Raw genomic sequence first — 25,437 nt, 5'->3', positions numbered from 1 at the left:
CGGCCGCGCCGGGCGGGGCCCCGGGGGTTCAGCCGTCGCCCTCCCGCTCGGCCAGGAAGCGCTCGAACTCGAGGCCGATCTCGTCCGCGGACGGGATCTCGACGGGCTCCGCGAGCATGTTGCCGCGGCTCTCGGCGCCCGCCGAGGCGTCGTACTGGTGCTCCAGGCCCTGGACGAGGGCGACCAGTTCCTCGTCGCCCTCCTGGATCTGCCGGTCGATCTCCGTCTGCGTACGGTGCGCCTCGGTGCGCAGGCCGTGCGCGATGCCGGGCAGCACCAGGCCGGTGCCCGCGGTGATCGCCTCCAGGACCGTCAGCGCGGCGTCCGGGTACGGCGAGCGGGCGATGTAGTGCGGCACGTGCGCGGCGACGCCCAGGACGTCGTGGCCGGCCTCCATGAGGCGGAACTCGATCAGGGACTCGGCACTGCCGGGGACCTGCGCCTCCTCGAAGGGGCTGCGGTGGCCGGGCACCAGCTCGGTGCGGTTGCCGTGCGGGGTGAGGCCCACCGGGCGGGTGTGCGGGACGCCCATGGGGATGCCGTGGAAGTTCACGGACAGCCGGACGCCGAGCCGCTCCACGATCTGCCGCACGGCGGCGGCGAAGCGCTCCCACTCGACGTCCGGCTCCGGGCCGGACAGCAGCAGGAAGGGGGCTCCGGTGGCGTCCTGGACGAGCCGCACCTCCAGCGTGGGCTCCTCGTAGTCGCTCCAGCGGTCGCGCTTGAACGTCAGCAGCGGGCGGCGGGCCCGGTAGTCCACGAGCCGGTCGTGGTCGAAACGGGCCACGACCTGGTGGGGCAGCGAGTCGAGCAGCCGGTCGACGATCTGGTCGCCGGTCTCGCCCGCGTCGATGTATCCGTCGAAGTGGTAGAGCATGACAAGGCCGGCCGACTCCTGGGCGAGCGCCATGTCGACTACGGCCAGGCCCTTCGGCTCCCATGCGTACAAACCCTGCGGATCAAGCACTGTGACCGCTCCTCCTCGTGTTCCCCCTGGACAACGTGGTGCGGAGCGCGGGCATTCCCGCCACGGGGCACCGCGCCCGCCGAACAGGCCGACGGGGCACGGCTCTTCGCTCCGTCGCGGGAGGGTCATGGGCGACGGGCGTGGACGCGTGGGCCGCGGAGAACGCACTGCGGGCCCGCTCCCCGGAGGGAGCGGGCCCGCAGTGGTCGGTCAGTGACTAGCGGTGAGCGATCAGCTCTGGCCGCCGGCCAGCTTCTCGCGCAGGGCCGCCAGCGCCTCGTCCGACGCCAGGGCGCCGGAGTTGTCGTCCGACTCCGAGGAGTACGAACCGCCGCCGCCGCCACCGGAGGCGGCCGGAGCCGCACCCGGGGTGGTGACACCCTCGGCCTCGGCCTGAGCGTCGGCCTCGCGGGACTTGATGACCTGGGCCTGGTGCTGCTCGAAGCGCTGCTGCGCCTCGGCGTACTGGCCCTCCCACGCCTCGCGCTGGGTCTCGTAGCCCTCGAGCCAGTCGTTGGTCTCGGGGTCGAAGCCCTCGGGGTAGATGTAGTTCCCCTGGTCGTCGTACGACGCGGCCATGCCGTACAGCGTCGGGTCGAACTCGACCGAGGCCGGGTCGGAACCGAAGGACTCGTTCGCCTGCTTCAGCGAGAGGCTGATGCGGCGGCGCTCGAGGTCGATGTCGATGACCTTGACGAAGATCTCGTCGTTGACCTGGACGACCTGCTCCGGGATCTCCACGTGGCGCTCGGCCAGCTCGGAGATGTGGACCAGGCCCTCGATGCCCTCGTCGACGCGCACGAACGCACCGAACGGAACGAGCTTCGTGACCTTACCGGGGACAACCTGCCCGATCTGGTGCGTACGGGCGAACTGCTGCCACGGGTCCTCCTGCGTCGCCTTCAGCGACAGGGAGACACGCTCGCGGTCCATGTCGACGTCGAGGACCTCGACGGTGACTTCCTGGCCGACCTCGACAACCTCGGAGGGGTGGTCGATGTGCTTCCAGGACAGCTCGGAGACGTGAACCAGACCGTCGACGCCACCGAGGTCCACGAACGCACCGAAGTTGACGATCGAGGAGACGACGCCGGAGCGGACCTGACCCTTCTGCAGGGTCGTGAGGAACGTCTGGCGCACCTCGGACTGGGTCTGCTCGAGCCAGGCGCGGCGGGACAGGACCACGTTGTTGCGGTTCTTGTCCAGCTCGATGATCTTCGCCTCGAGCTCCTTGCCCACGTAGGGCTGGAGGTCGCGGACACGGCGCATCTCGACGAGGGAGGCCGGCAGGAAGCCACGGAGGCCGATGTCGAGGATGAGACCACCCTTGACCACCTCGATGACGGTGCCGGTGACGATGCCGTCCTCTTCCTTGATCTTCTCGATGGTGCCCCAGGCACGCTCGTACTGGGCGCGCTTCTTCGAGAGGATCAGGCGGCCTTCCTTGTCCTCCTTCTGAAGGACAAGGGCCTCGATCTCGTCGCCGACCTTGACGACCTCGTTCGGGTCGACGTCGTGCTTGATCGAGAGCTCGCGGCTCGGGATGACACCTTCGGTCTTGTAACCGATGTCGAGCAGGACCTCGTCCCGGTCGACCTTCACGATGACGCCGTCGACGATGTCGCCGTCGTTGAAGTACTTGATCGTCTCGTCGATCGCGGCGAGGAAGGCTTCCTCGTTACCGATGTCGTTGACCGCTACCTGCGGCGTGGTAGAGGTGGTCTCGGTGCTGCTCGTCATGTGGGAAAGGGCTCCGGTACGGACAGAGAGTCGTAGGTACTGCTTACGCCGGGAGCCCGTTTCGCTCTGAAGAAGCCGGACAGCCAAGGAAGCGCCAGAACCGGTGATGTCCGGTGAGGGACAGTCCGTTGGCGCCTCGACAACCGAGGGGACATACAACAGATGCGAGCGCAGCCTGCTACGTCTGAGGAGCGCAGGCCCGCAGCGCAACTTGTAGCATACGGGGGCCGCGGGGCAGGGTCAATGCGCGAAGGCCCACACCCGGGGCGGAACGCCCCATACCCGGCACAAGACGTGTCCCTGGAGGCCGTGCGGGCCCTCGAAGCCTCCGCGCTGACACGCCCGGGACCCCCTGCACCGAAGTGCCCGCAGACTAGTACGAGGGAGCCGATCATCCAAGAGCACGAACCGTTCGAGCCGGAAGCCACCCGCCGTGCCGCCGACGTCACGGAGAGCACCCGGGCAAACCGGGGCTGGTGGGACCGGAACGCGGACGACTACCAGGTCGAGCACGGCACGTTCCTCGGCGACGACCGTTTCGTCTGGTGCCCCGAGGGCCTGGACGAGGTCGAGGCCGAGCTGCTCGGCCCGCCGGAGGAACTGAAGGGCAAGGACGTCCTGGAGATCGGCGCCGGCGCCGCCCAGTGCTCGCGCTGGCTGGCCGCCCAGGGAGCCCGTCCGGTCGCCCTGGACCTCTCCCACCGCCAGCTCCAGCACGCGCTGCGCATCGGTGGCGGCGTGCCGCTCGTGGAGGGCGACGCGGGTGCGCTCCCGTTCGCGGACGGCTCCTTCGACCTGGCGTGCTCGGCGTACGGCGCGCTGCCGTTCGTCGCCGACCCGGTCCGCGTGCTGCGCGAGGTGCACCGGGTGCTGCGTCCCCGCGGCCGCTTCGTCTTCTCCGTGACGCACCCGGTCCGCTGGGCCTTCCCCGACGAGCCGGGCCCGGAGGGCCTGAGCGTCACCGCCTCCTACTTCGACCGCACTCCCTACGTGGAGCAGGACGACGAGGGGCGCGCCGTGTACGTCGAGCACCACCGGACCGTCGGCGACCGGGTGCGCGACGTCGTGGCCGGCGGCTTCCGTCTGCTCGACCTCGTGGAGCCGGAGTGGCCCGCCTGGAACACCCAGGTGTGGGGCGGCTGGTCCCCGCTGCGCGGCAAACTGATCCCGGGGACCGCGATCTTCGTGTGCGAGCGCGACTGACGCCTGCGCCGCACGCGCGTGGGGGGCACGTGAGCGCTCGTACGAGACTGGGGGCGTGAACCGTACCGACGCCCTCGACCGGCTGCCCGTCCGCTCCGCCGTGCCCGCGCTGCGCGCCGCCCTGGAGGAACACGGGGCCGCGGTGCTGTGCGCGCCGCCGGGGACCGGCAAGACCACGCTCGTACCGCTGGTCCTCGCCGGTCTGACCGGTGCGGGGCCGGCCCGCCGGGTCGTCGTCGCCGAGCCGCGGCGCATCGCCGCCCGGGCCGCCGCGCGCCGGATGGCGTGGCTGCTCGGGGAGAAGGCCGGCGAGAGCGTCGGGTACACCGTGCGCGGGGAGCGGGTGGTGGGGCGGCACACACGCGTGGAGGTCGTCACGACCGGGGTGCTGCTGCAACGGCTCCAGCGCGACCAGGAACTGGCCGGCGTCGACGTGGTGGTGCTGGACGAGTGCCACGAGCGGCATCTGGACGCCGACACCGTCGCCGCCTTCCTGCTGGACGTGCGGGCCGCGCTCCGTCCTGAGCTGCGGCTGGTGGCCGCGTCCGCGACGACCGACGCGGCGGGCTGGGCGCGACTGCTCGGCGGGGCGCCGGTGGTCGAGGCGGCGGGCGTCTCCTACCCGGTGGACGTGGTGTGGGCGCCGCCCGCCCGGCCGGTCCGGCCGCCGCACGGGATGCGCGTGGACCCGGCGCAGCTGGCGCATGTCGCGGCGGTGGTGCGGCGGGCGCTGGCCGAGCACGCGGGGGACGTGTTGTGTTTCCTGCCCGGGGTGGGCGAGATCGCGCGGGTCGCGGGACAGCTGGGGAATCCGGGCGGGGCCGAGGTGCTCCAGGTGCACGGGCGGGCTCCGGCGGCCGTGCAGGACGCGGTGCTGTCCGCCGGTGCACGGCGCCGGGTGGTCCTCGCCACCTCGGTGGCCGAGTCGTCGCTGACGGTCCCCGGGGTGCGGGTGGTCGTCGACTCCGGGCTGGCCCGGGAGCCGCGGGTGGACCACGCGCGCGGGCTGAGCGCGCTGGCGACCGTACGGGCCTCGCAGGCGGCGGGGCGGCAGCGGGCGGGGCGTGCCGGGCGGGAGGCGCCGGGCGTGGTCTACCGGTGCTGGACGGAGGCGGAGGACGTGCGGCTCCCCCGTTTCCCGGCGCCCGAGATCAAGGTGGCCGACCTGACGGCGTTCGCCCTGCAGGCGGCCTGCTGGGGCGACCCGGACGCGTCCGGCCTCGCGCTGCTGGACCCGCCGCCGGCCGGGGCGATGGCGGCGGCGCGGACCGTCCTGGAGGCCGTCGGCGCGGTTGACGCGGCGGGCCGGGCGACGGAGCGGGGGGTGCGGATGTCCCGGCTCGGGCTGCATCCGCGGCTCGCGCGGGCCCTGCTGGACGCGGCACCCGAGGTGGGCGCCGAGCGGGCCGCCGAGGTGGTCGCCCTGCTGAGCGAGGAGCCGCCGCGGGAGTACGGCGACGACCTGGCCGCGGCGTGGCGGTCCGCCCGCCGCGGAGGCGACGCGTACGCGTCCCGCTGGCGCACGGAGGCCCGGCGCCTGCGGCGGGCGTTCACCCCGGGCGGCGACAGGGTGGAGGGGGGTACCGGGGCGGATGCTTCGGCCGCAGGCGCCGCCCGGGCGGACGGCCGCCGGGCCACCGGCGGTGACACGGGCCCGGCCGCCGGTGCGGACGGCACCGGAGAAGGCACCCGGGCCGGGCGGAACGGCTCGGGCACGGCCGCCGGGATGGGCGGTGGCACGATCGGCGGCACAGACGGAGACGGCCGGACGGCCTCCCCCGGCACCCCGGCCGGGCGGAACCGCTCGGGCACGGCCGCCCGGGTGGGCGGTGGCACGGTCGGCGGCACAGACGGAGACGGCCGGACGGCCTCCCCCGGCACCCCGGCCGGGCGGAACCGCTCGGGCACGGCCGCCCGGGTGGGCGGTGTCGCGGTCGGCACCGGCGAAGAGGACCGGCCGGGCCGCCGGGACGACCGGGCCGGGCGGAACGGCGCAGGCACAGCCGCCGGGCCGGGCGGTGTCGAGGCGGGCGGCCGGGGGCCGGGCGGGGACGACCGGGTCGCCGGGCTGGTCGCCGCGCTCGCGTTTCCCGAGCGGGTCGCGCGGGCGCAGGGCGGCTCGTATCTCATGGTGTCCGGGACGCGGGCCGAGGCCGCGGACGGCTCGGCGCTTGGGGGCGCGCCCTGGCTGGCCGTCGCCGTGGCCGACCGCCCGGTGGGGGCGGGGCACGCGCGCGTGCGGCTCGGCGCGGCCGTCGACGAGGAAACCGCGCGGCGGGCCGCCGGCACCCTGCACGCCGAGGGCGACGAGGTCGGCTGGGCCGACGGCGACGTCGTGGCGAGGCGGGTCGAGCGGCTCGGGGCTGTGGAGCTCACGGTCCGGCCGCTCAGGGACGCCGATCCCACGCTCGTACGGGAGGCGCTGGTGCGAGGGCTGCGCGAGGAGGGGCTCGGGCTGCTGCGGTGGACGCGCGACGCGGAGGCGCTGCGGCAGCGGCTCGCCTTCCTGCGGCTGCACCTGGGCGATCCCTGGCCGGACGTCGGTGACGACGCGCTGCACGCGCGCGTGGACGAGTGGCTGGAGCCCGAGCTGGGCCGGGCCCGGCGGCGGGCCGATCTCGGCCGGATCGACGCCGGGCAGGCGCTGACGCGTCTGCTGCCGTGGGCGTCGGGGCAGGCCGCGCGGCTGGACGAGCTGGCGCCCGAGCGCATCGAGGTTCCGAGTGGTTCCAGGGTCCGCGTGGACTACGGCGATCCGGAGCGGCCGGTCCTGGCGGTGAAGCTCCAGGAGATGTTCGGGCTGCAGGAGTCACCGGCGGTGGCGGGCGTGCCCGTGCTCGTGCATCTGCTCTCGCCCGCCGGGCGGCCCGCCGCGGTCACGGCCGACCTGGCGTCGTTCTGGCGGGACGGGTACCGGGCGGTGCGGGCCGATCTGCGCGGGCGGTACCCGAAGCATCCGTGGCCCGAGGACCCGGCCGCCGCCGCGCCGACCCGGTACACGAACGCCCGGCTCAGGCGGTGACGGCCTCCGGTTCCGGCCGGCCGGCGGGCGCCGGGTCGTCCGGTCGGCGGCCGCGGGCCTCCAGGTACAGGGACAGCGAGAGCAGGCCGACGCCGAGGACGAGGAGGCCCCAGGGGAGGTACGTGGTCATCAGCAGGATCATCGTGCGGTTCGACTTGACGAGGGACACCGTCGAGTCGATGTAGTCCTCGCGCATCTTGACGTGCCCGGAGAAGGCGGTCACCTTGTCGCGGCCGTCCAGCAGGGTGCCGCCGCGCAGTTCCTCCCGGTGGATCTCCTCGCCGTACACGGGCGCGCCGGTGACCGGTTCGACCCAGAACCTGCGGACCGTGGTGTACCAGCGGGTGGTGCCGGTCCGGGCGACCGACTCCGCGGTGACGCCCTCGACCGGCATGATCTTGGGGAAGGGGACCTCGGTCCAGGGGACGGTCTGCTCGAAGCAGTAGACCTCGACGCCCCGGAAGTCCTGGGTGCCCTTGTAGTGGATGGGGGCCGTGGTGCGGGTCTGCGCGTCGAAGTACTCGTAGTCCCGCTTCTCCGTGCGGAAGGGCCACTTGAACTCGATGCCGTCCCGTTCGACGGGGTCGCCGTCGACGGACTCGCCCGTGGCGTGGACGGGTTCCTGGCTGTGCGCGTCGAAGATGTAGCGCTCCGGCAGTTTGGAGACCATCGTGCCGTCGGGGCCCTCCACGTAGGACAGGGAGTCCCAGACGACGACGTCGCGGCCCGCGGACCGCTCGATCGCCTCGGACGCCTCCACATTGCCCTTGAGGGTCTGCACGACGGTCACCCGGGGGACCTTCTCGGCCTTCATCGTGCCGTAGTCGAGCAGGGTCGCGTTCCTCGCCTCGAGCACCATGTCCTGGTACTGGCCGGCGGGGACCTTGGCCAGTCGCGGGTAGGCGTACCACCGGAGCAGGGGGGACACCGCCGCGCAGAACACGGCGAGGGCGAGCAGGACGAGGCTGGCCTTGCGTCGCATCTCGGCGGCCCTCCCTGTGCGTCGGGGAACGTCTACGGGTGCTCGGGGACGGTGGTGAGCAGCGGTTCGGGCGAGGTCGTGCCGGACTGCGAGCCCAGGGCCGTGATCGTGAACACCAGGACGAGCGCGGCGGCCAGGCCGGTCACGGCGGCGATCAGGGCACGCATGGGGGCCTCCCGGCTGATGGACAACCTGAACCGGTACAGGAACCAGGAACGGAGCACGGAACACGGAACACGGAACACGGAACACGGAACCAGGAACTGATACATCGTCAGGTCGGGCACCGTAGCAACGGCGGAGCCAGATGAGAACACGTCGCGCACGGACGACGGCGCCCCTCCGCGGGAGAGCCGGAGGGGCGCCGTGCGAACGGGCGGGGATTCAGGAAGCGGCGGCGGCCACCTTCAGCTCCACGGTCAGCGTCGCGCCGCCCGTGGTGGTGACACGGAGCAGGTACGTGCCGACGGCGTCGTCCGCGTACAGCTTCGGCAGCTTGAGCAGACCGGCGGCGTCCGTCCTGAGGTCCGTGAGGGTGCGCACGGGCTTGCCGTCCGCGCCCTTGAAGTAGGGGCCCTTGTCGTTGGCCGTGGCGTCCTCGGCCGACTTGACGAGCGTCGCGGTGGCCGCGACACCGCCGGCGACGACGCCCTTGTAGGTGGCCTTCGCCTCGATCTGGTCCGCGAACTCGCCGCCGGGCGTGCAGATCGGCGCGGTGTCACCGGTGCGGGCGAGGGCGTCGGCCTGGCGGGCGGTGACGGTCGCCGTGTAGTCGAGGGCGGGCACCGAACGGCCCACCACGGTGGTACGGACCGTGAAGTCGCCCGTCTTCTCGCCGGCCACGAGCGCGGGCGCGGTGGCCTTGCCGGCGCTGTCGGTCGTGACGGTGGCGACGCTCTCACCGCCGGTGAAGACGGCGTCCGTGTCGCCGACGACGGTGAACCGCACCCGTACCTTCGCCACCGCCCTGCCCGGCTTCGTCTCGGCCCGCGTGGTGATCTTCCGGGCGAAGGTGTCGCCCGCCGTCGCGGTGAGCTTGCCGGTGCCCGCGTCCTCGAGGTGGTGCACCGTGTCGGTGGGCGTGGGCTGCGGCGTGGTGGGTGGCGTGGTCGGCGGCTTGCTCGGCGGTGTGCTCGGCGTGCCGGGCGTGGACGGCGGCGTGGCGGGGCCCGACGGGTCCTTGTCGCCGGGCTCGCTCGGTTCCGGGGCCGGCGTGCGGGTGACCGGGGGTGTCGGGCCGGGGACCGTGACGGCGGGGGTGTCGCTCCGGTGCGAGGGGATGCTGCCCGTGCCGTCCGGCACCTGGTGGGTGCCCCTGCGGTAGGAGTCCAGCCACGACAGGACGGTGTTGAGGTACGCCGTCGAGTTGTTGTAGCTGAGGATCGAGGCGTTCATCTCCGACTGGACCGACATGTCGTGGTCGAACCGGCACAGGTAGTGGCCGGCGGCCAGCGCCGCGTCGTAGATGTTGTTCGGGTTCTTCGCGCCGTCGCCGTTGCCGTCGCGGCCCGCCCACTCCCAGGTGGACGGAATGAACTGCATCGGGCCGACCGCGCGGTCGTGCCGGGTGTCGCTGTCGTACGCGCCGTTGTCGGTGTCGGAGATGTCCGCGAAGCCCTGGCCGTTCAGGACCGGGCCGAGGATCGGCCGGTACGTGGTGCCGTCGGCGTCGACCCGGCCGCCGCGGGCGTGACCGGACTCCACCTTGCCGATGGCGGCGAGGAGTTGCCAGGGCAGGTTGCAGCCCGGCTTGGACTCGCGCAGTGAGGCCTCGGCCTGCTTGTAGGCGTCGAGGACCGTCGCGGGGATGTCGGACTCCGCGTCCGCCCCCGTCCCGCCGGCCCCGCCCGGGGCGGGTGTGGCCGTGGGGCTGTTGAGCGGCGGGAGGTCGGTGTAGTAGGGCGAGTTGCCGGTCGCCGTGCCGCCGCCCGTGCCGTCGGCCGAGGAGTCGGAGCCCGCGGTCTGTCTGCCGGGGTCGTCGGCGGTCACTCCCGGTGCCTGGGACGCGGACAGTGCCGCTACCGCGACCGCCGCCACGGCGGTCGTCGCCGCTCCCTTGCGCAGCCTGCCGAAATGCGCCGCCATTGAGTGAACCCCTCCCGTGGCCGACCCTCGCGCTCCGCGCGCTCTCCTCGTCCTGCCGTGCTCCCCAGCACGTGACGCAGGTGACCCTACGACAACTTCCGCCGCCCGGGCACCCGTTCACGCCCGGTTTTCACCGGTTGGCCATATACCCGCTGCCCGCGGGCCCGTCGGGGGCGGATCCCCCGGGACATTCTCATGGACCCCTCATACTGGCGTGAGTGATCGCCAGGGGCCGCACCACGCGCCCGACGCCCGGCGCAGGGGGACGACGTGCCTTTCACTCTCAGCCATGCGGCGGCCGTGCTGCCCGCCGTACGCGGCGACGGGACCGGCCGCGGCCGGCTCGTACCGGCCGTCCTCGTCGCCGGGTCGTTCGCTCCCGACATGACCTACTACGCGGCGAGCGCGCTGCCGGGTGCGATGGAGTTCGGCGGCTTCACCCACTCCTTCACCGGTGTCCTCACCGTCGACGTCCTCATCGCCTGGGCGCTCGTCGGCCTGTGGCTCGTCCTGCGCGAACCACTGGTGGCCCTGCTGCCGCGGGCCCGGCAGGGGCGCCCGGCGGCCCTGCTGCGCTGCGGGGCGCCGCATGCGCGTCCCGGCCTCTCGCCGGCGCTGTGGTGGTACGTCTCCGCCGTGCTCGGCGCGCTCACCCACGTCGTCTGGGACGCGTTCACGCACCTCGACCGGTGGGGGATGCGGCTGTTCCCCGTCCTGGGCCGGGAGATCGCCGGTTCCCCGCTCTACTGGTACCTGCAGTACGGGGGTTCGGCGGTGGCGGCCGTCGTGATCGTGTTCTTCCTCGTGGCCGCACTCCGGCGGGCCTCCCCGGGCGAGCCGGTGGGCGTACCCCTCCTGTCCCGGGCGGACCGGTGGGTGGCGGGCGCGCTCCTGGCGGGCTGTGCCCTCGTGGGCGCGGTGCAGCGGGCCTCGCGCTGGTGGGCGTACTGGGGGTCGGACGCGAAGCTCTGGGAACTCGTCCCGACCGTGTGCTTCGGAGCGGGCGCCGGACTCGTGCTCGGCCTGCTCCTGTACGGCACCGGCACCAGACTGTGCCGCCCGGCCCCGCCCCGGCCGGCCGGGACACCGGCGGGGCCCAGCCGCGAGAGGGCACGCTGAGCGGACCTGCCGGGGGCGCCTCTTCCCGGGGCGGGCGGGCTTGGCCCGGCGGCTGCGGAGTGCGCGCGTTGCCCACGCCTGCGTGACTTGGCGGATGCGCGTTGCCCGCGCCTGCGTGGCTTGACGCCTTCGCGGCCTCGCGTTGCCCACGCCCACGCGGCTTGGCGGATTCGCGTTGCCCACGCCTACGCGGCTTGGCGGATTCGCGTTGCCCACGCCCACGCGGCTTGGCGGATTCGCGTTGCCCACGCCTGCGTGACTTGGCGGAGGCGCGTTGCCCACGCCCACGCGGCTTGGCGGATTCGCGTTGCCCACGCCCACGCGGCTTCGGCGTCGTTCGTCGTGGCGACGCGGGCGACGATGCGGGCCAGGCGGGCGCCGCGAGGCCTGCACCTCCTGTGCCTTCGGACCGTACGGCTCAGGTCGGCCCACAGCCGGCGGGCGGCGCCCCGGTCCGGGCGGGTGAGCACGGCGTGCAGCGTGGGCCGCGCTCCGTGGGTGAGGCCACGGCCCGTTTCCCGGAGCCGGCGCACGAGCGCCGCGCCGGTCGGGCCGGTGGCGGCGCTCGTCGGGGCGTCCGGACTTCTTTGGCCCGCGCCGACACAGGTGGGGCCCGCGTGCGCCGTCCGGAAGAGGGCGCGAAGCCGCGTCCGCCGCCCCGCCCTGCGCAGGCACGCGTGGAGCCCGGCAGCGGGGTCGCGGGGCGGGCGGCTGCGGCGAGGGGCGCGTACCCGGGCGGTACTCGCCCCCGCCGCGAAGACCGGGGCGGATGTGCGCGGCGTCGCCGCGCGGGCGGCCGCCGAGAAGGGGGTGGCTCTCCCCGGAGGGCGGGGAAGCAGGCGTATACCCATGCCCGCATCCTTACGGGGCCCCGCGCCGGGGGGCGCCTCCGCGGGGGCCACCCGGGTGACCTCCGCCCTGCGGGGCCACGGGCCGACGGTACGGGCGTCGGGCCGCCGGGGGGAGACACCGAGCGGGGACCAGCCTGCCCCAGGCATGCTTCCCCCGCCCGGACGGGGTGGGACGGATGGACGGGCCCGGCCGGGGGCAGCCCGGCCGAGCGACTGTGCCGGAACCCGGAGCCGAGTGGACGCAGAGCGGCCCCCGACCGGTACCGGCGCCCGGAAACGGCCACCCGTACGCCGGGACCCCGGCAACCCGCACCGAGCGCCCCCACCGCTGTCCGCCCACCACAGTGGGCCAAGGCCCCGCTCGGACCCGGGCCGAAGTCGCCCGACCCCGGCCCGGCCAGGGCTAGTGTGCCGCCGACTCCCAGTCGGGGCCCGCGCCGACGGACACGTCGAGCGGGGCCCGCAACCGCACCGCGCCCGCCATCTCGCGGCGGACCAGCTCCTCCGTCCGCGCACGCTCGCCGGGGGCGATCTCCAGGACGATTTCGTCGTGGACCTGGAGCAGCATGCGGGACTTCAGGCCCGCCTCGCGCAGCGCCCGGTCCACGTTGAGCATCGCGATCTTCACGATGTCGGCCGCCGTGCCCTGGATCGGCGCGTTCAGCGCCATCCGCTCGGCCGCCTCGCGACGCTGGCGGTTGTCGCTGTTGAGGTCGGGCAGATAGCGGCGGCGCCCGAAGAGCGTCGCCGTGTAACCCGTGGCGCGGGCCTCGTCGACGGCGCGCCGCAGATAGTCCCGGACGCCGCCGAAGCGCTCGAAGTACGTGTCCATCAGGGCACGCGCCTCACCGGCGTCGATGTTGAGCTGCTGGGAGAGACCGAACGCCGACAGCCCGTACGCGAGGCCGTACGACATGGCCTTGATCTTGCGGCGCATCTCCGCGTCGACCGCGGACCGCTCCACGGAGAACACCTGCGAGGCGACCGTGGTGTGCAGGTCCTCACCGGACGTGAACGCCTGGAGGAGCCCCTCGTCCTCGGACAGGTGGGCCATCACGCGCAGCTCGATCTGGCTGTAGTCCGCGGTCATGAGGGACTCGAAGCCCTCGCCGACCACGAACCCGCGGCGGATCGCGCGGCCCTCGTCGGTGCGGACGGGGATGTTCTGCAGGTTCGGGTCGGTGGAGGACAGGCGGCCCGTCGCGGCCACCGTCTGGTTGAAGGTGGTGTGGATGCGGCCGTCCGCGGCGATCGTCTTGATCAGGCCCTCGACCGTCACCCGCAGCTTGGCCTGCTCACGGTGGCGGAGCATGAGCACCGGCAGTTCGTGGTCGGTCTGCGCGGCCAGCCAGGCCAGGGCGTCGGCGTCCGTCGTGTAGCCCGTCTTGGTCTTCTTCGTCTTCGGCAGGCCCAGCTCACCGAAGAGGACCTCCTGGAGCTGCTTGGGCGAGCCGAGGTTGAACTCGTGGCCCACCGAGGCGTGCGCCTCCTTCACCGCCTGCTGCACGGCGCCCGCGAACATCTGCTCCATGGCCTCCAGGTGCGCCCGGTCGGCCGCGATGCCGTACCGCTCCAGGCGGGCCAGCAGCGCGGAGGTCGGCAGCTCCATGTCCCGCAGCAGGTCGGCCGAACCGACCTCCTCCAGCTTCTCGCCGAACGCCACACCCAGATCGAGGATCGCGCGGGCCTGCACCATCAGCGCCTCGGCCTCGGCCTGGTCGTCGGCACCGAAGGCGAGCTGGCCGTCGGCCGCGGCGGCGGGCGCCAGCTCCCGGTTCAGATACTCCAGGGACAGCGCGTCCAGGGCGAAGGAACGGCGGCCGGGCTTCACCAGATACGCGGCGAGCGCGGTGTCCATCGTCACGCCCTCGACGCTCCAGCCGTGCTCGGCGAAGACCCGCATCACGCCCTTCGCGTTGTGCAGGACCTTCGGCCGGGCGGCGTCGGCGAGCCACCGCGAGAACGCGTTCTCGTCGGCCTCGTCCAGCTGGGACGGGTCGAACCAGGCGGCCTTCCCGTCCGCCGCGGCGAGCGCGACCTCGGCCACCGAGCCCGCGCCCAGCGCCCACGCGTCGACGGTGGCAACGCCGAGGGCGGCCCGACCGTGCTCGGCGAGCCACGGCTTCAGCTCGCCGGCACCCAGCACCGCGCCGTCCAGCTCCACACCGGGCGCGGCCGGCTGGGCCGCCTCGGCCTCCGCCGTCCCCGGGTCCACGGCGAACAGCCGCTCGCGCAGCGAGGGATTCCTGATCTCCAGGGTGTCCAGGACCAGCGCGACGGTCTTGCGGTCGTACGGCGCGCGCTCCAGGTCGGCGACCGTCTTCGGCAGCTCGACGTTGCGCTCCAGCTCGGTGAGCCGGCGGTTGAGCTTGACGGACTCCAGGTGGTCGCGCAGATTCTGCCCGGCCTTGCCCTTGACCTCCTCGGCCCGCTCGACCAGCTCCGCGAACGAACCGAACTGGTTGATCCACTTCGCGGCGGTCTTCTCGCCGACACCGGGGATGCCCGGCAGGTTGTCGGACGGGTCACCGCGCAGCGCCGCGAAGTCCGGATACTGCGCCGGGGTCAGCCCGTACTTCTCGAAGACCTTCTCCGGGGTGAAGCGCGTCAGCTCCGAGACACCCTTCGTCGGATAGAGCACGGTCGTGTGCTCGGAGACCAGCTGGAAGGAGTCGCGGTCGCCGGTGACGATCAGCACGTCGAAGCCCGCGGCCTCGGCCTGCGTGGCCAGCGTGGCGATGACGTCGTCCGCCTCGAAGCCGTCCACCGCGAACCGCTCGGCGTGCATCGCGTCGAGCAGCTCACCGATCAGCTCCACCTGCCCCTTGAACTCGTCGGGGGTCTTCGACCTGTTCGCCTTGTACTCGGTGAACTCCTCGGAGCGCCACGTCTTGCGGGACACGTCGAACGCCACCGCGAAATGCGTGGGCGCCTCGTCGCGCAGCGTGTTCGCCAGCATCGACGCGAAGCCGTAGATCGCGTTCGTCGGCTGGCCCGTCGCGGTCGTGAAATTCTCCGCGGGGAGCGCGAAGAACGCGCGGTAGGCCAGCGAGTGCCCGTCCATGAGCATCAGCCGCGGACGGCCCGTGCCGGAGGTCTGCTCGGTCTTCTTCGATGCTGTTTCTGCCACGCCCCCGATCCTGCCACGCCACACTGACAGCCCGAGCCGCCCGGGCCCGGGCACGGACACCGCCACGGGCGCGTGCGAGGATCGGATCCGCCGCAGGCCTCCGGGGCGGACCCCCGGGACGAGCCGGACACACAGCGCACACGCGTGCACGCGAAAGGGTCGAAGCGATGGCCAGCAAGCCGCCCAAGGGTGATCCGGTCCAGGACGCGCCGCAGGTCACCGAGCCGAAGCACGCGGCGGCCGGACTGCCCGCCATAGGGCACACGCTGCGCATCGCCCAGCAGCAGATGGGAGTGCGCCGCACCGCCCTCACCCTCCTGCGCGTCAACCAGAAGGACGGCTTCGACTGCCCGGGCTGCGCCTGGCCGGAGCCCGAGCACCGGCACGCGGCGGAATTCTGCGAGAACGGAGCGAAGGCGGTCGCGGAGGAGGCCACCCTGCGCCGGGTGACCCCCGACTTCTTCGCCGCGCACCCGGTCTCCGACCTCGCCGGCCGCAGCGGCTACTGGCTGGGACAGCAGGGCCGCCTCACCCACCCCGTCCACCTCGCCGAGGGCGCCGACCACTACGAGCCGGTGACCTGGGAGCGGGCCTTCGACATCGTCGCCGAGGAGCTCACCGCACTCGCCTCCCCCGACGAGGCAATCTTCTACACCTCCGGCCGCACCAGCAACGAGGCGGCGTTCCTCTACCAGCTGTTCGCCCGCGAACTCGGCACGAACAACCTGCCGGACTGCTCGAACATGTGCCACGAGTCCTCGGGCTCCGCGCTCACCGAGACCATCGGCATCGGCAAGGGCAGCGTCCTGCTCGACGACCTGTACCAGGCCGACCTCATCATCGTCGCCGGGCAGAACCCCGGCACGAACCACCCCCGCATGCTGTCCGCCCTGGAGAAGGCCAAGGCGAACGGCGCGCGGATCATCACGGTCAACCCGCTGCCGGAGGCGGGCCTGGAGCGGTTCAAGAACCCGCAGACCCCCCAGGGCATGATCAAGGGCGCCGCCCTCACCGACCTGTTCCTGCAGATCCGCCTCGGCGGCGACCAGGCCCTGTTCCGCCTCCTCAACAAACTGATCCTTCAGACCGACGGCGCGGTGGACGAGGACTTCGTCCGCGAACACACTCACGGGTACGAGGAGTTCACCGAGGCCGCCCGCGCCGCCGACTGGGACGACACCCTCACCGCGACCGGCCTCACCCGCGCCGAGATCGAAACGGCACTGGAGATGGTCCTCGCCTCCCGCCGCACCATCGTGTGCTGGGCCATGGGCCTCACCCAGCACAAGCACGCGGTGCCGACCATCCGCGAGGTCGTCAACTTCCTCCTGCTGCGCGGCAACATCGGCCGCCCCGGCGCGGGCGTCTGCCCCGTGCGCGGCCACTCCAACGTCCAGGGCGACCGCACCATGGGCATCTTCGAACGCCCCGCCCCCGCCTTCCTGGACGCCCTGGAGAAGGAGTTCGGCTTCGCCCCGCCCCGCGAACACGGCTACGACGTCGTACGCGCCATCCGCGCCCTGCGCGACGGCAAGGCGAAGGTCTTCTTCGCCATGGGCGGCAACTTCGTCTCCGCGTCCCCCGACACCGAGGTCACCGAGGCCGCCATGCGCCGCGCCCGCCTGACCGTGCACGTGTCGACGAAACTGAACCGCTCCCACGTCGTCACCGGCGCACGCGCCCTGATCCTGCCCACCCTCGGCCGCACCGAACGCGACCTCCAGCACGGCGGCGAGCAGTCCGTGACCGTCGAGGACTCCATGGGCATGGTGCACGCGTCCCGCGGCCGCCTCGCGCCCGCCGGCCCCCACCTGCTGTCCGAACCCGCCATCGTGTGCCGCCTCGCCCGCCGCGTCCTCGGCGACCGCACCCGGACACCCTGGGAGGAGTTCGAGAAGGACTACGCCACGATCCGCGACCGCATCGCCCGCGTGATCCCCGGCTTCCAAGACTTCAACGCCCGCGTCGCCGACCCCGCCGGCTTCACCCTCCCCCACGCCCCGCGCGACGAACGCCGCTTCCCCACCGCCACCGGCAAAGCCAACTTCACCGCCGCCCCCGTCGAACACCCCCGGCTGCCCGAAGGCCGCCTCCTGCTGCAGACCCTGCGCTCCCACGACCAGTACAACACCACCATCTACGGCCTCGACGACCGCTACCGCGGCATCAGGAACGGCCGCCGCGTCGTCCTCGTCAACCCCGACGACGCCCGCGCACTCGGCGTCGCCGACGGCTCGTACGTCGACCTCGTCGGCGAATGGCAGGACGGCGTCGAACGCCGCGCACCCGGCTTCCGCGTCGTGCACTACCCGACCGCCCGGGGCTGCGCCGCCGCGTACTACCCGGAGACCAACGTCCTCGTCCCGCTGGACGCGACCGCCGACACCAGCAACACCCCGGCGAGCAAGTCCGTCGTCGTCCGTCTGGAACAATCGGCGACCGACTGAGCGTTTGCTCAGCGACAGCGATCCACGACGAAGTGATCCACGACGAACGGAGCCCGGCCCCATGGGCGAGCAGCACACCGTGAAGTTCCCGCAAGAGGTCATCGACGAATACGCCGCCCTCGGCGTCGACCTGCCCGCACTCTTCTCCGCGGGCCACCTCGGCACCCGCATGGGCGTGCAGATCCTCGGAGCCTCCGCCGACCGCGTCGTGGGCACCATGCCCGTCGAAGGCAACACCCAGCCCTACGGCCTCCTGCACGGCGGCGCCTCCGCCGTCCTCGCCGAGACCCTCGGCTCCATCGGTGCCATGCTCCACGGCGGCAGCTCCAAGCTCGCCGTCGGCGTCGACCTGAACTGCACCCACCACCGCGGCGCCCGCTCCGGACTGGTCACCGGCGTGGCCACCCCGCTGCACCGGGGGCGGTCGACGGCGACGTACGAGATCGTGATCAGCGACGAGGACGGACGGCGCGTGTGCAGTGCGCGGCTGACCTGCATGCTGCGCGACGTGAACCCGGGCGACGCGGAGAGGGTGCGCTCGGCCTGACGCCGTGGGGAGACCGGACGGGTCACGCAGCCGCCGGGGCCCGCTCCGGCGGGCCCTCTTCGACCGCCGAGCGCGCGCCCGGCGGTCGCGGTGCGTGACCTGACGGCCCTCCCGGGGGTCCACCGCCGGACCGGTTCCGTACGCAACCCCTGGCTCGAACCGGCACACAGGCCCTAGCGTCAGGGCATGGGAACGGGAGGAACCCCCCGGGCGGCAGTCGCGCTCGGGCTCGTGCCGGCGCTGGCGCTGCTGACCGGCACCCTGGTCACCGGATGCGGAAAGTCCGGTTCCGAAGGCACCGCCACCGAAAGCACGACGTCCGCATCCGCCTCGGCCACACCCCCCGAGGACCTGTGCACGCGGCTCGTCGCCCACTGGTCGCGCGAGGTGCTGGACGAGAACACCTACGGCGACTACCAGTCGATGGGCCTGTCCAACGGGCAGTACGAGATCCTGCGGGACGTCGTGGACGCCGCGCGGACCGAGCGGAAGCGCCAAGGCCCCACGGCCGCCGATGAGTTGATCGACCGCGAGGCCCGCAAGGGCTGCGCGGCGTGGTACCGCACCGGCGGCCCGGCCAACGGACCGTGGCAGTGAGCGGCATCGGGCCCGTCGAACCGGGCGAGGGCACGCGGGCATTCGACGCCCCGGAACCGAACTCCCCTTCCCCACCCGACCGTTCACGTGGCCGCATCGCACACCGGTACGCCCGCCACCGGCGCCCCGTGCTCGCCGCGGCCACGGCCGCCGCCCTGCTCGCGAGCGGCGGACTCCTCTACGCCACCCGGCCGCACAAGACACCCCCACCGCCCCCGCCGTTGCCGCCGTACCCCTCCCAGGCCGTGGACGTCACCTACCTCGAAGATGCGGCCGCCCCCCGGGGAGTTGGCCCCACGAGCTTCAGCTTCGCCGTCGAGGTGCGCGTCCTTGCCGGCCCCCCGGTCACCGTGACGCGCATGGCGCAGCCCTATGCCGGCCTGTCGCTGACGTCGGCACCGCGCGCCCCGTTCCGGACGAGGGCAGGATCCAGCCGCAGGATCATCGTCACCCTGCACGTCACGGACTGCCGGAGAGCTCCGCAGGACGCCGGACTGCCTTTCCTGGACGTAACTCTGCGTAATACGCGCGCAATACAAGCCCACAGTTTCATCCTCGGCACACGCTATGCCCAGCACCTCTCGGCCGCCCTGCAAGTCGCCTGCAGCAACGAATTTCGGTAATCACCAAAAGACGCGAGACGCCTGAACAAGCCCGGCCAGGTCCTGCATGTTCTCACCATGCGGACAGGGCGAATCCGCCGTAAGCCCGCTGTACCGCCCAGGAAGCACCGCTCTGCATTACGTCGTGTCATAACAAGAGCGTCACAGCCTCCGCCAGACCCTCCTCGATGTTCCTCACACCCGCCTAGAGTCACGGCCAGTCACCGCGCCCCGGAAAATCACTTCGGCCCAGCGCACCGACTCGGTCTTTCCAGGGGGAAGGGCCGTGCCAGGGAAAGGACTGATCGTGCGCCAACGTTCGCTCATCGCCATCACCGCCGCGCTGGCGGCGGGAGCACTCACCCTCACCGCCTGCGGTTCGCGCGACGACGACGGCGGTTCGGACTCCGACAACGGCGGCGGCACCACCGTCACCATCGGAGTCGACGCCCCGCTGACCGGCGACCTGTCCGCGCTGGGCCTGGGTATCAAGAACTCGGTCGACCTCGCCGCCAAGACGGCCAACAAGGACAAGCTCGTCGACGGAGTCACCTTCAAGGTGGAGGCACTCGACGACCAGGCGCAGCCCTCCTCCGGCCAGCAGAACGCCTCGCAGTTCGTCGCCGACAAGAACGTCTACGGCGTCGTCGGCCCGCTGAACTCCTCCGTCGCGGAATCCATGCAGAAGGTCTTCGACGACGCCAAGCTCGTCCAGATCTCGCCCGCCAACACCGGCCCCGGCCTGACCCAGGGCGCCGACTGGCAGAAGAAGAAGGTCCGCACGTACAAGTCGTACTTCCGCACCGCGACCACGGACGCCATCCAGGGCCCGTTCGCCGCGCAGTACGTCTACAACGACGCCAAGAAGAAGAAGGTCTTCGTCATCGACGACAAGAAGACCTACGGCGCCGGTCTCGCCGCCACCTTCACCGAGGAATTCAAGAAGGTCGGCGGCAAGGTGGTCGGCTCCGACCACATCGACCCCGACACCAAGGACTTCTCCGCGGTCGCCACCAAGGTCAAGAACTCCGGCGCCGACGTCGTCTACTACGGCGGCGAGTACCCCCAGGCCGGCCCGCTCAGCAAGCAGATCAAGGCGTCCGGCGCCAAGGTCCCGCTCGTCGGCGGCGACGGCATCTACGACCCGACCTTCATCAAGCTCGGCGGCGCCAAGAGCACCGGCGACCTGGCCACCTCGGTCGGCGCCCCGGTCGAGGAGCTCCCCTCCGCCAAGGAGTTCGTCGCCGACTACAAGGAGGCCGGCTACAAGGAGGAGTACGCGGCGTACGGCGGCTACTCCTACGACGCCGCCTGGGCCATCATCCAGGCCGTCAAGCAGGTCGTCGAGGACAACGACGGCAAGCTGCCGTCCGACGCCCGCGCGAAGATCACCGCCGCCGTCCAGAACGTCTCCTTCGACGGTGTGACCGGCAAGGTCTCCTTCGACGAGTTCGGTGACGCCACCAACAAGCAGCTCACCGTGTACGCCGTCGAGAACGGCGCCTGGAAGGCCGTGAAGTCCGGCACCTACACCGGCTGACCCACCCCGAACCACCGATGAGCCGCGCGGGGCGCCGCACCACAGGCGCCCCGCGCGGACTCACATCCGGGTCACCCCCGGTCACATCCGTCGAACGTCCGAAAGTCTCGGAGGACATTGCGGTGAACGAACTGCCGCAGCAGCTGGTCAACGGCCTGCTACTGGGATCCATGTACGGGCTCGTCGCCATTGGCTACACAATGGTCTACGGCATCGTCCAGCTCATCAACTTCGCCCACGGCGAGATCTTCATGATCGGAGGCTTCGGCGCCCTCACGGTCTACCTGTACGTCCTGCCCGACGGCACGACCATGTGGATCGCACTGCCGCTCATGCTCCTGGGCGCCGTCCTCGCCGCAGTCGTCGTCGCCGTGGGAGCGGAACGATTCGCCTACCGGCCCCTGCGCACCGCCCCACGCCTGGCCCCCCTCATCACCGCCATCGGCCTCTCCCTCGCCCTCCAGCAGGCGGTATGGGCCTGGTACCCCGGCGCCAAGGAATCCATCAACTTCCCCGAGATCGACGGCGGCCCCTTCGAGATCGGCAGCGTCACCATCCAGACCGGCGACGTGTTCCTCCTCGTCGCCGCCCCCATCAGCATGGCGATCCTCGCCTACTTCGTCATGAAGACCCGCACCGGACGCGGCATGCAGGCCACCGCCCAGGACCCCGACACCGCCAAGCTCATGGGCATCAACACCGACCGCATCATCGTGGTCGCCTTCGCCCTCGGCGCCGCCTTCGCCGCCGTCGGAGCCGTCGCCTACGGCCTCAAGTACGGCCAGGTCCAGTTCCGCATGGGCTTCATCCTCGGCCTCAAGGCCTTCACCGCAGCCGTCCTCGGCGGCATCGGCAACATCTACGGCGCCATGATCGGCGGCCTCGTCCTCGGCATCGCCGAAACCATGGCCACCGCCTACATCGCCGACGTCCCCGGCATGGACCAGCTCGGCGGCCAGTCCTGGGCCAACGTCTGGGCGTTCGTACTCCTCATCCTCGTGCTCCTCCTCAGGCCGCAGGGCCTGCTCGGCGAGCGCGTCGCGGACAGGGCGTGACACCGATGACCACACAGACCACACCACCCCAGACCCCCACCGCCCCCATCAGCGGCACCCCCAAGGGCCTCATCGGCATACCGCCCACCACCGGCCGCGCACTCGCCACCGGCGGCGGCGTCCTCACCATCGTCTCCACCTTCCTCGCCTGGACCTGGACCTCCGCCTTCCCCGGCGACCTGACCGTCTACGGCTACCCGGGCGGCCTCCAGGTCCTCGTCCTCATCGGCGGCCTCCTCACCACCCTCCTCGGCCTCGCCTCCTACGGCGTCAAGGGCCTGGGCTGGCTCACCCCCGCCGGCGCCGACGGCGCCCTCAAACTCGCCGCACTCGGCACCTTCACCACCGCCTGGTTCACCGTCATCGCCATCACGGTCAACCTCGGCGGAGTCGTCAACCTCGAACCCGGCGGCTACATAGCCGCCGCCGTCACCCTCATCGCCCTCCTCGGCGCACTCTCCCTGCCCTTCGAACGCCCGGCCCCCGAACCGGTCGACACCGAAGACACCAAGTGGGAGCAGTTCCTGCACCACGCCCGCCACGCCGGCGCCGTCACCAAAGCCACCTTCGCGAGCGGCCCCGCCCGCCCCGCCCGCGACATCCCCGCATACGCCGAGATCCTCGTGATCATCCTGGCCATGGCCCTCGGCCTCACGATCTTCACCTACGGCATCGGCACCGAATACGACGAACTCTTCGTCGGCTTCCTCATCACCGTCGGCTTCGGCTTCGCCGCACTCGCCAAGACCGGGCTCGTGGCCCGGGTCTCGGCCATCACGACCAAGCACCGCACCATCACCATGACCGGTGCCTTCGTCGCCGCGGCAGCCTTCCCCTTCACCCAGTCCGACGACCGCTACGCGACCATCGGCGTCTACATCCTGATCTTCGCCACCGTCGCCCTCGGCCTCAACATCGTCGTCGGCCTCGCCGGCCTCCTCGACCTCGGATACGTCGCCTTCCTCGGCGTCGGCGCCTACACCGCAGCCCTGGTCTCCGGCTCCCCCTCCTCCCCCCTCCACGTCCACTGGCCCTTCTGGGCCTCCGCCATCGCCGGCGCCGTCGTCGCCATGATCTTCGGCGTCATCATCGGCGCCCCCACCCTCCGCCTCCGCGGCGACTACCTCGCCATCGTCACCCTCGGCTTCGGAGAGATCTTCCGCATCACCGTCCTCAACATGGACGGCACCTCCGGCCCCGACGTCACCAACGGCTCCAACGGCATCTCCTCGATCCCGAACCTCAACATCTTCGGGTTCGACTTCGGCCAGGAACACAGCCTCGGCGGCTTCACCATCGCGCGATTCGCCAACTACTTCCTGCTGATGCTGCTCATCACCTTCATCGTCGTCATCGTCTTCCGACGCAGCAGCGACTCCCGCATCGGCCGCGCCTGGATCGCCATCCGCGAAGACGAAACCGCCGCACTCGCCATGGGCATCAACGGCTTCCGCGTCAAACTCATCGCCTTCGCCCTCGGCGCCTGCCTCGCCGGCCTCGCCGGCTCCGTCCAGGCACACGTCACCTACACCGTGACCCCCGAGCAGTACCAATTCGCCCACGTCGTCCCGCCCAACTCGGCCTTCCTCCTCGCAGCGGTCGTCCTCGGCGGCATGGGCACCATCAGCGGACCCCTCGTCGGCGCCGCCCTCCTCTACCTCATCCCCGCCAAACTCCAGTTCCTCGGCGACTACCAGCTCCTCGCCTTCGGCATCACGCTGGTCCTCCTGATGCGCTTCCGCCCCGAAGGCCTCATCCCCAACCGGCGGCGCCAGCTCGAATTCCACGAAGAGGCGGAAGCACCCGCAGTCCTCAGCAAGGCAGGGGCCTGACCACCATGACGACCGACACCACCACCAAAGACACCACCCCGGGCGCCCACACCCCCGGCGAACCCGTCCTCAACGCCCGCGGCGTCACCATGCGCTTCGGCGGCCTCACCGCCGTCCGCAACGTCGACCTCACCGTCAACGCCGGAGAAATCGTCGGCCTCATCGGCCCCAACGGAGCCGGCAAGACCACCTTCTTCAACTGCCTGACCGGCCTCTACATCCCCACCGAGGGCGAAGTCCGCTACAAGGGCAACATCCTGCCGCCCAAGTCCTTCAAGGTCACCGCAGCCGGCATCGCCCGCACCTTCCAGAACATCCGCCTGTTCGCCAACATGACGGTCCTGGAAAACGTGCTCGTCGGCCGCCACACCCGGACCAAGGAAGGCCTCTGGTCAGCACTGCTGCGCGGCCCCGGCTTCCACAAGGCCGAAGCAGCCTCCCGCGCCCACGCCATGGAACTCCTCGAGTTCGTCGGACTGGACGCCAAGGCCGAACACCTCGCCCGCAACCTGCCCTACGGCGAGCAGCGCAAGCTCGAGATCGCCCGCGCCCTGGCCAGCGAACCCGGCCTGCTCCTCCTCGACGAGCCCACCGCCGGCATGAACCCGCAGGAAACACGGACGACCGAAGAACTCGTCTTCGCCATCCGCGACCGCGGCATCGCCGTCCTCGTCATCGAGCACGACATGCGCTTCATCTTCAACCTCTGCGACCGCGTCGCCGTCCTCGTCCAGGGCGAAAAGCTCGTCGAAGGCGACAGCGCCACCGTCCAGGGCGACGAACGCGTCATCGCCGCCTACCTCGGCGAACCCTTCGAAGGCGCCCCCGGCAACGAGGAAGCCACCGAAGTCGAAACCGCCGAGGCACAGGCCGACCCCACCACGGACGCCGCGCCCGCCAAGGAGAACGACCGATGACCGCACTCCTCGAGGTCGAGGACCTCCGCGTCGCCTACGGCAAGATCGAAGCCGTCAAGGGCATCTCGTTCAAGGTCGAAGCAGGCGAAGTCGTCACCCTCATCGGCACCAACGGCGCCGGCAAGACCACCACCCTGCGCACCCTCTCCGGCCTCCTCAAGCCCGCCGGCGGCCAGATCAAGTTCAACGGCAAGTCGCTCAAGAAGACGCCCGCCCACCAGATCGTCTCCCTCGGACTCGCCCACTCCCCCGAGGGGCGGCACATCTTCCCCCGCATGTCGATCGAGGACAACCTCCGCCTCGGCGCCTTCCTGCGCAACGACAAAGCAGGCATCGAGAAGGACATCCAGCGCGCCTACGACCTCTTCCCCATCCTCGGGGAACGCCGCAAGCAGGCCGCCGGAACCCTCTCCGGCGGCGAACAGCAGATGCTCGCCATGGGCCGGGCCCTCATGTCCCAGCCCAAACTCCTCATGCTCGACGAACCCTCCATGGGCCTCTCGCCGATCATGATGCAGAAGATCATGGCCACCATCGCCGAACTCAAGTCCCAGGGCACCACCATCCTGCTCGTCGAACAGAACGCCCAGGCGGCGCTCTCCCTCGCCGACCAGGGACACGTCATGGAAATCGGCAACATCGTCCTCTCCGGCAGCGGACGGGACCTCCTCCACGACGAATCCGTCCGCAAGGCCTACCTCGGCGAAGACTGACCCACCCGCCCCACCCCAGGCACACGAAGAGGCCCGCACCCCACCAACGGGGTCGCGGGCCTCTCGCACCACCAACCAGGCCGAACCG

General features: G+C 71.8%; 18 protein-coding genes. 12 read left to right on the top strand and 6 right to left on the bottom strand.

Annotation, left to right across the window (positions count from 1 at the left end; all coding sequences use genetic code 11):
* Positions 1-28: 28 nt before the first annotated feature.
* A complete protein-coding gene (locus AC069T_RS07385) occupies positions 29-967 on the bottom strand; it encodes a PAC2 family protein (protein ID WP_358851993.1) in 939 nt (312 codons plus the stop codon).
* 231 nt (positions 968-1,198) lie between these two features.
* Entirely contained in the window at positions 1,199-2,707 is a 1,509-nt protein-coding gene (gene rpsA / locus AC069T_RS07380) for a 30S ribosomal protein S1 (protein WP_358851994.1), read from the bottom strand.
* A gap of 390 nt (positions 2,708-3,097) precedes the next feature.
* On the opposite strand from rpsA, the gene AC069T_RS07375 reads away from it, so the two are divergent.
* Together AC069T_RS07375 and AC069T_RS07370 are read left to right on the top strand one after the other, a co-directional pair.
* Positions 3,098-3,910: a class I SAM-dependent methyltransferase gene (locus tag AC069T_RS07375; protein ID WP_478781864.1), complete on the top strand. Its 813-nt coding sequence runs from the start codon at positions 3,098-3,100 to the stop codon at positions 3,908-3,910.
* A gap of 55 nt (positions 3,911-3,965) precedes the next feature.
* Positions 3,966-6,932, top strand: a complete 2,967-nt coding sequence (locus AC069T_RS07370) for an ATP-dependent RNA helicase (RefSeq protein WP_478781801.1) — start codon at positions 3,966-3,968, stop codon at positions 6,930-6,932.
* On the opposite strand, the gene pgfA is transcribed toward AC069T_RS07370, so the two are convergent.
* The 3 genes from pgfA to AC069T_RS07355 form a co-directional block, all read right to left on the bottom strand.
* Entirely contained in the window at positions 6,922-7,914 is a 993-nt protein-coding gene (gene pgfA / locus AC069T_RS07365; protein ID WP_478781800.1) for a cell envelope lipid trafficking protein PgfA, read from the bottom strand. The genes AC069T_RS07370 and pgfA overlap by 11 nt on opposite strands.
* Positions 7,915-7,946: 32 nt before the next feature.
* The gene (locus AC069T_RS07360; RefSeq protein WP_478781799.1) at positions 7,947-8,081 is read right to left on the bottom strand and encodes an SPW_0924 family protein; all 135 of its coding nucleotides are present in this window, start codon (positions 8,079-8,081) and stop codon (positions 7,947-7,949) included.
* 217 nt (positions 8,082-8,298) lie between these two features.
* Positions 8,299-9,999: a lytic transglycosylase domain-containing protein gene (locus tag AC069T_RS07355; protein WP_478781798.1), complete on the bottom strand. Its 1,701-nt coding sequence runs from the start codon at positions 9,997-9,999 to the stop codon at positions 8,299-8,301.
* Between the two features lie 270 nt (positions 10,000-10,269).
* Between AC069T_RS07355 and AC069T_RS07350 the strand changes: the two genes are divergently transcribed.
* Entirely contained in the window at positions 10,270-11,118 is an 849-nt protein-coding gene (locus tag AC069T_RS07350; protein ID WP_478781797.1) for a DUF4184 family protein, read from the top strand.
* Positions 11,119-12,372: 1,254 nt separating this feature from the next.
* Here the strand turns inward: AC069T_RS07350 and polA are convergent.
* A complete protein-coding gene (polA, locus tag AC069T_RS07345; RefSeq protein WP_478781796.1) occupies positions 12,373-15,099 on the bottom strand; it encodes a DNA polymerase I in 2,727 nt (908 codons plus the stop codon).
* A 167-nt stretch (positions 15,100-15,266) separates the two neighbouring features.
* Between polA and AC069T_RS07340 the strand changes: the two genes are divergently transcribed.
* The 9 genes from AC069T_RS07340 to AC069T_RS07300 all read left to right on the top strand — a co-directional run bounded on the left by AC069T_RS07340 (position 15,267) and on the right by AC069T_RS07300 (position 25,349).
* Positions 15,267-17,546 (top strand): FdhF/YdeP family oxidoreductase, encoded by a 2,280-nt coding sequence (locus tag AC069T_RS07340; protein WP_478781795.1) that lies wholly within the window; start codon positions 15,267-15,269, stop codon positions 17,544-17,546.
* A gap of 61 nt (positions 17,547-17,607) precedes the next feature.
* Positions 17,608-18,093 carry a PaaI family thioesterase gene (locus AC069T_RS07335; RefSeq protein WP_478781794.1) on the top strand — a complete coding sequence of 162 codons (486 nt, stop codon included), beginning with the start codon at positions 17,608-17,610 and terminating at the stop codon, positions 18,091-18,093.
* Positions 18,094-18,279: 186 nt separating this feature from the next.
* On the top strand, positions 18,280-18,690 hold the full coding sequence (locus AC069T_RS07330; RefSeq protein ID WP_478781793.1) for a hypothetical protein: 411 nt from the start codon (positions 18,280-18,282) through the stop codon (positions 18,688-18,690).
* Positions 18,687-19,313: a Tat pathway signal sequence domain protein gene (locus AC069T_RS07325; RefSeq protein ID WP_478781792.1), complete on the top strand. Its 627-nt coding sequence runs from the start codon at positions 18,687-18,689 to the stop codon at positions 19,311-19,313. Before AC069T_RS07330 ends, AC069T_RS07325 begins: the two co-directional genes overlap by 4 nt.
* A 286-nt stretch (positions 19,314-19,599) precedes the next feature.
* Positions 19,600-20,832: a branched-chain amino acid ABC transporter substrate-binding protein gene (locus tag AC069T_RS07320; RefSeq protein ID WP_358852006.1), complete on the top strand. Its 1,233-nt coding sequence runs from the start codon at positions 19,600-19,602 to the stop codon at positions 20,830-20,832.
* A gap of 122 nt (positions 20,833-20,954) precedes the next feature.
* The gene (locus AC069T_RS07315; protein WP_358852007.1) at positions 20,955-21,887 is read left to right on the top strand and encodes a branched-chain amino acid ABC transporter permease; all 933 of its coding nucleotides are present in this window, start codon (positions 20,955-20,957) and stop codon (positions 21,885-21,887) included.
* A gap of 5 nt (positions 21,888-21,892) precedes the next feature.
* A complete protein-coding gene (locus AC069T_RS07310; protein WP_478781791.1) occupies positions 21,893-23,719 on the top strand; it encodes a branched-chain amino acid ABC transporter permease in 1,827 nt (608 codons plus the stop codon).
* A 5-nt stretch (positions 23,720-23,724) separates the two neighbouring features.
* Positions 23,725-24,636 carry an ABC transporter ATP-binding protein gene (locus tag AC069T_RS07305; protein ID WP_478781790.1) on the top strand — a complete coding sequence of 304 codons (912 nt, stop codon included), beginning with the start codon at positions 23,725-23,727 and terminating at the stop codon, positions 24,634-24,636.
* The gene (locus tag AC069T_RS07300) at positions 24,633-25,349 is read left to right on the top strand and encodes an ABC transporter ATP-binding protein (RefSeq protein WP_358852010.1); all 717 of its coding nucleotides are present in this window, start codon (positions 24,633-24,635) and stop codon (positions 25,347-25,349) included. Before AC069T_RS07305 ends, AC069T_RS07300 begins: the two co-directional genes overlap by 4 nt.
* Positions 25,350-25,437: the final 88 nt, after the last annotated feature.

The organism is Streptomyces sp. NPDC043867 (assembly GCF_056435845.1).
This window is presented reverse-complemented; position numbering and strand designations above follow the sequence as displayed.

Coding starts and splice junctions, on each gene's coding strand:
- rpsA (WP_358851994.1), bottom strand. CDS start 2,707: ATGACGAGCAGCACCGAGACCACCTCTACCACGCCGCAGGTAGCGGTC.
- pgfA (WP_478781800.1), bottom strand. CDS start 7,914: ATGCGACGCAAGGCCAGCCTCGTCCTGCTCGCCCTCGCCGTGTTCTGC.
- AC069T_RS07360 (WP_478781799.1), bottom strand. CDS start 8,081: ATGCGTGCCCTGATCGCCGCCGTGACCGGCCTGGCCGCCGCGCTCGTC.
- AC069T_RS07355 (WP_478781798.1), bottom strand. CDS start 9,999: ATGGCGGCGCATTTCGGCAGGCTGCGCAAGGGAGCGGCGACGACCGCC.
- AC069T_RS07340 (WP_478781795.1), top strand. CDS start 15,267: ATGGCCAGCAAGCCGCCCAAGGGTGATCCGGTCCAGGACGCGCCGCAG.
- AC069T_RS07335 (WP_478781794.1), top strand. CDS start 17,608: ATGGGCGAGCAGCACACCGTGAAGTTCCCGCAAGAGGTCATCGACGAA.
- AC069T_RS07330 (WP_478781793.1), top strand. CDS start 18,280: ATGGGAACGGGAGGAACCCCCCGGGCGGCAGTCGCGCTCGGGCTCGTG.
- AC069T_RS07310 (WP_478781791.1), top strand. CDS start 21,893: ATGACCACACAGACCACACCACCCCAGACCCCCACCGCCCCCATCAGC.
- AC069T_RS07305 (WP_478781790.1), top strand. CDS start 23,725: ATGACGACCGACACCACCACCAAAGACACCACCCCGGGCGCCCACACC.
- AC069T_RS07300 (WP_358852010.1), top strand. CDS start 24,633: ATGACCGCACTCCTCGAGGTCGAGGACCTCCGCGTCGCCTACGGCAAG.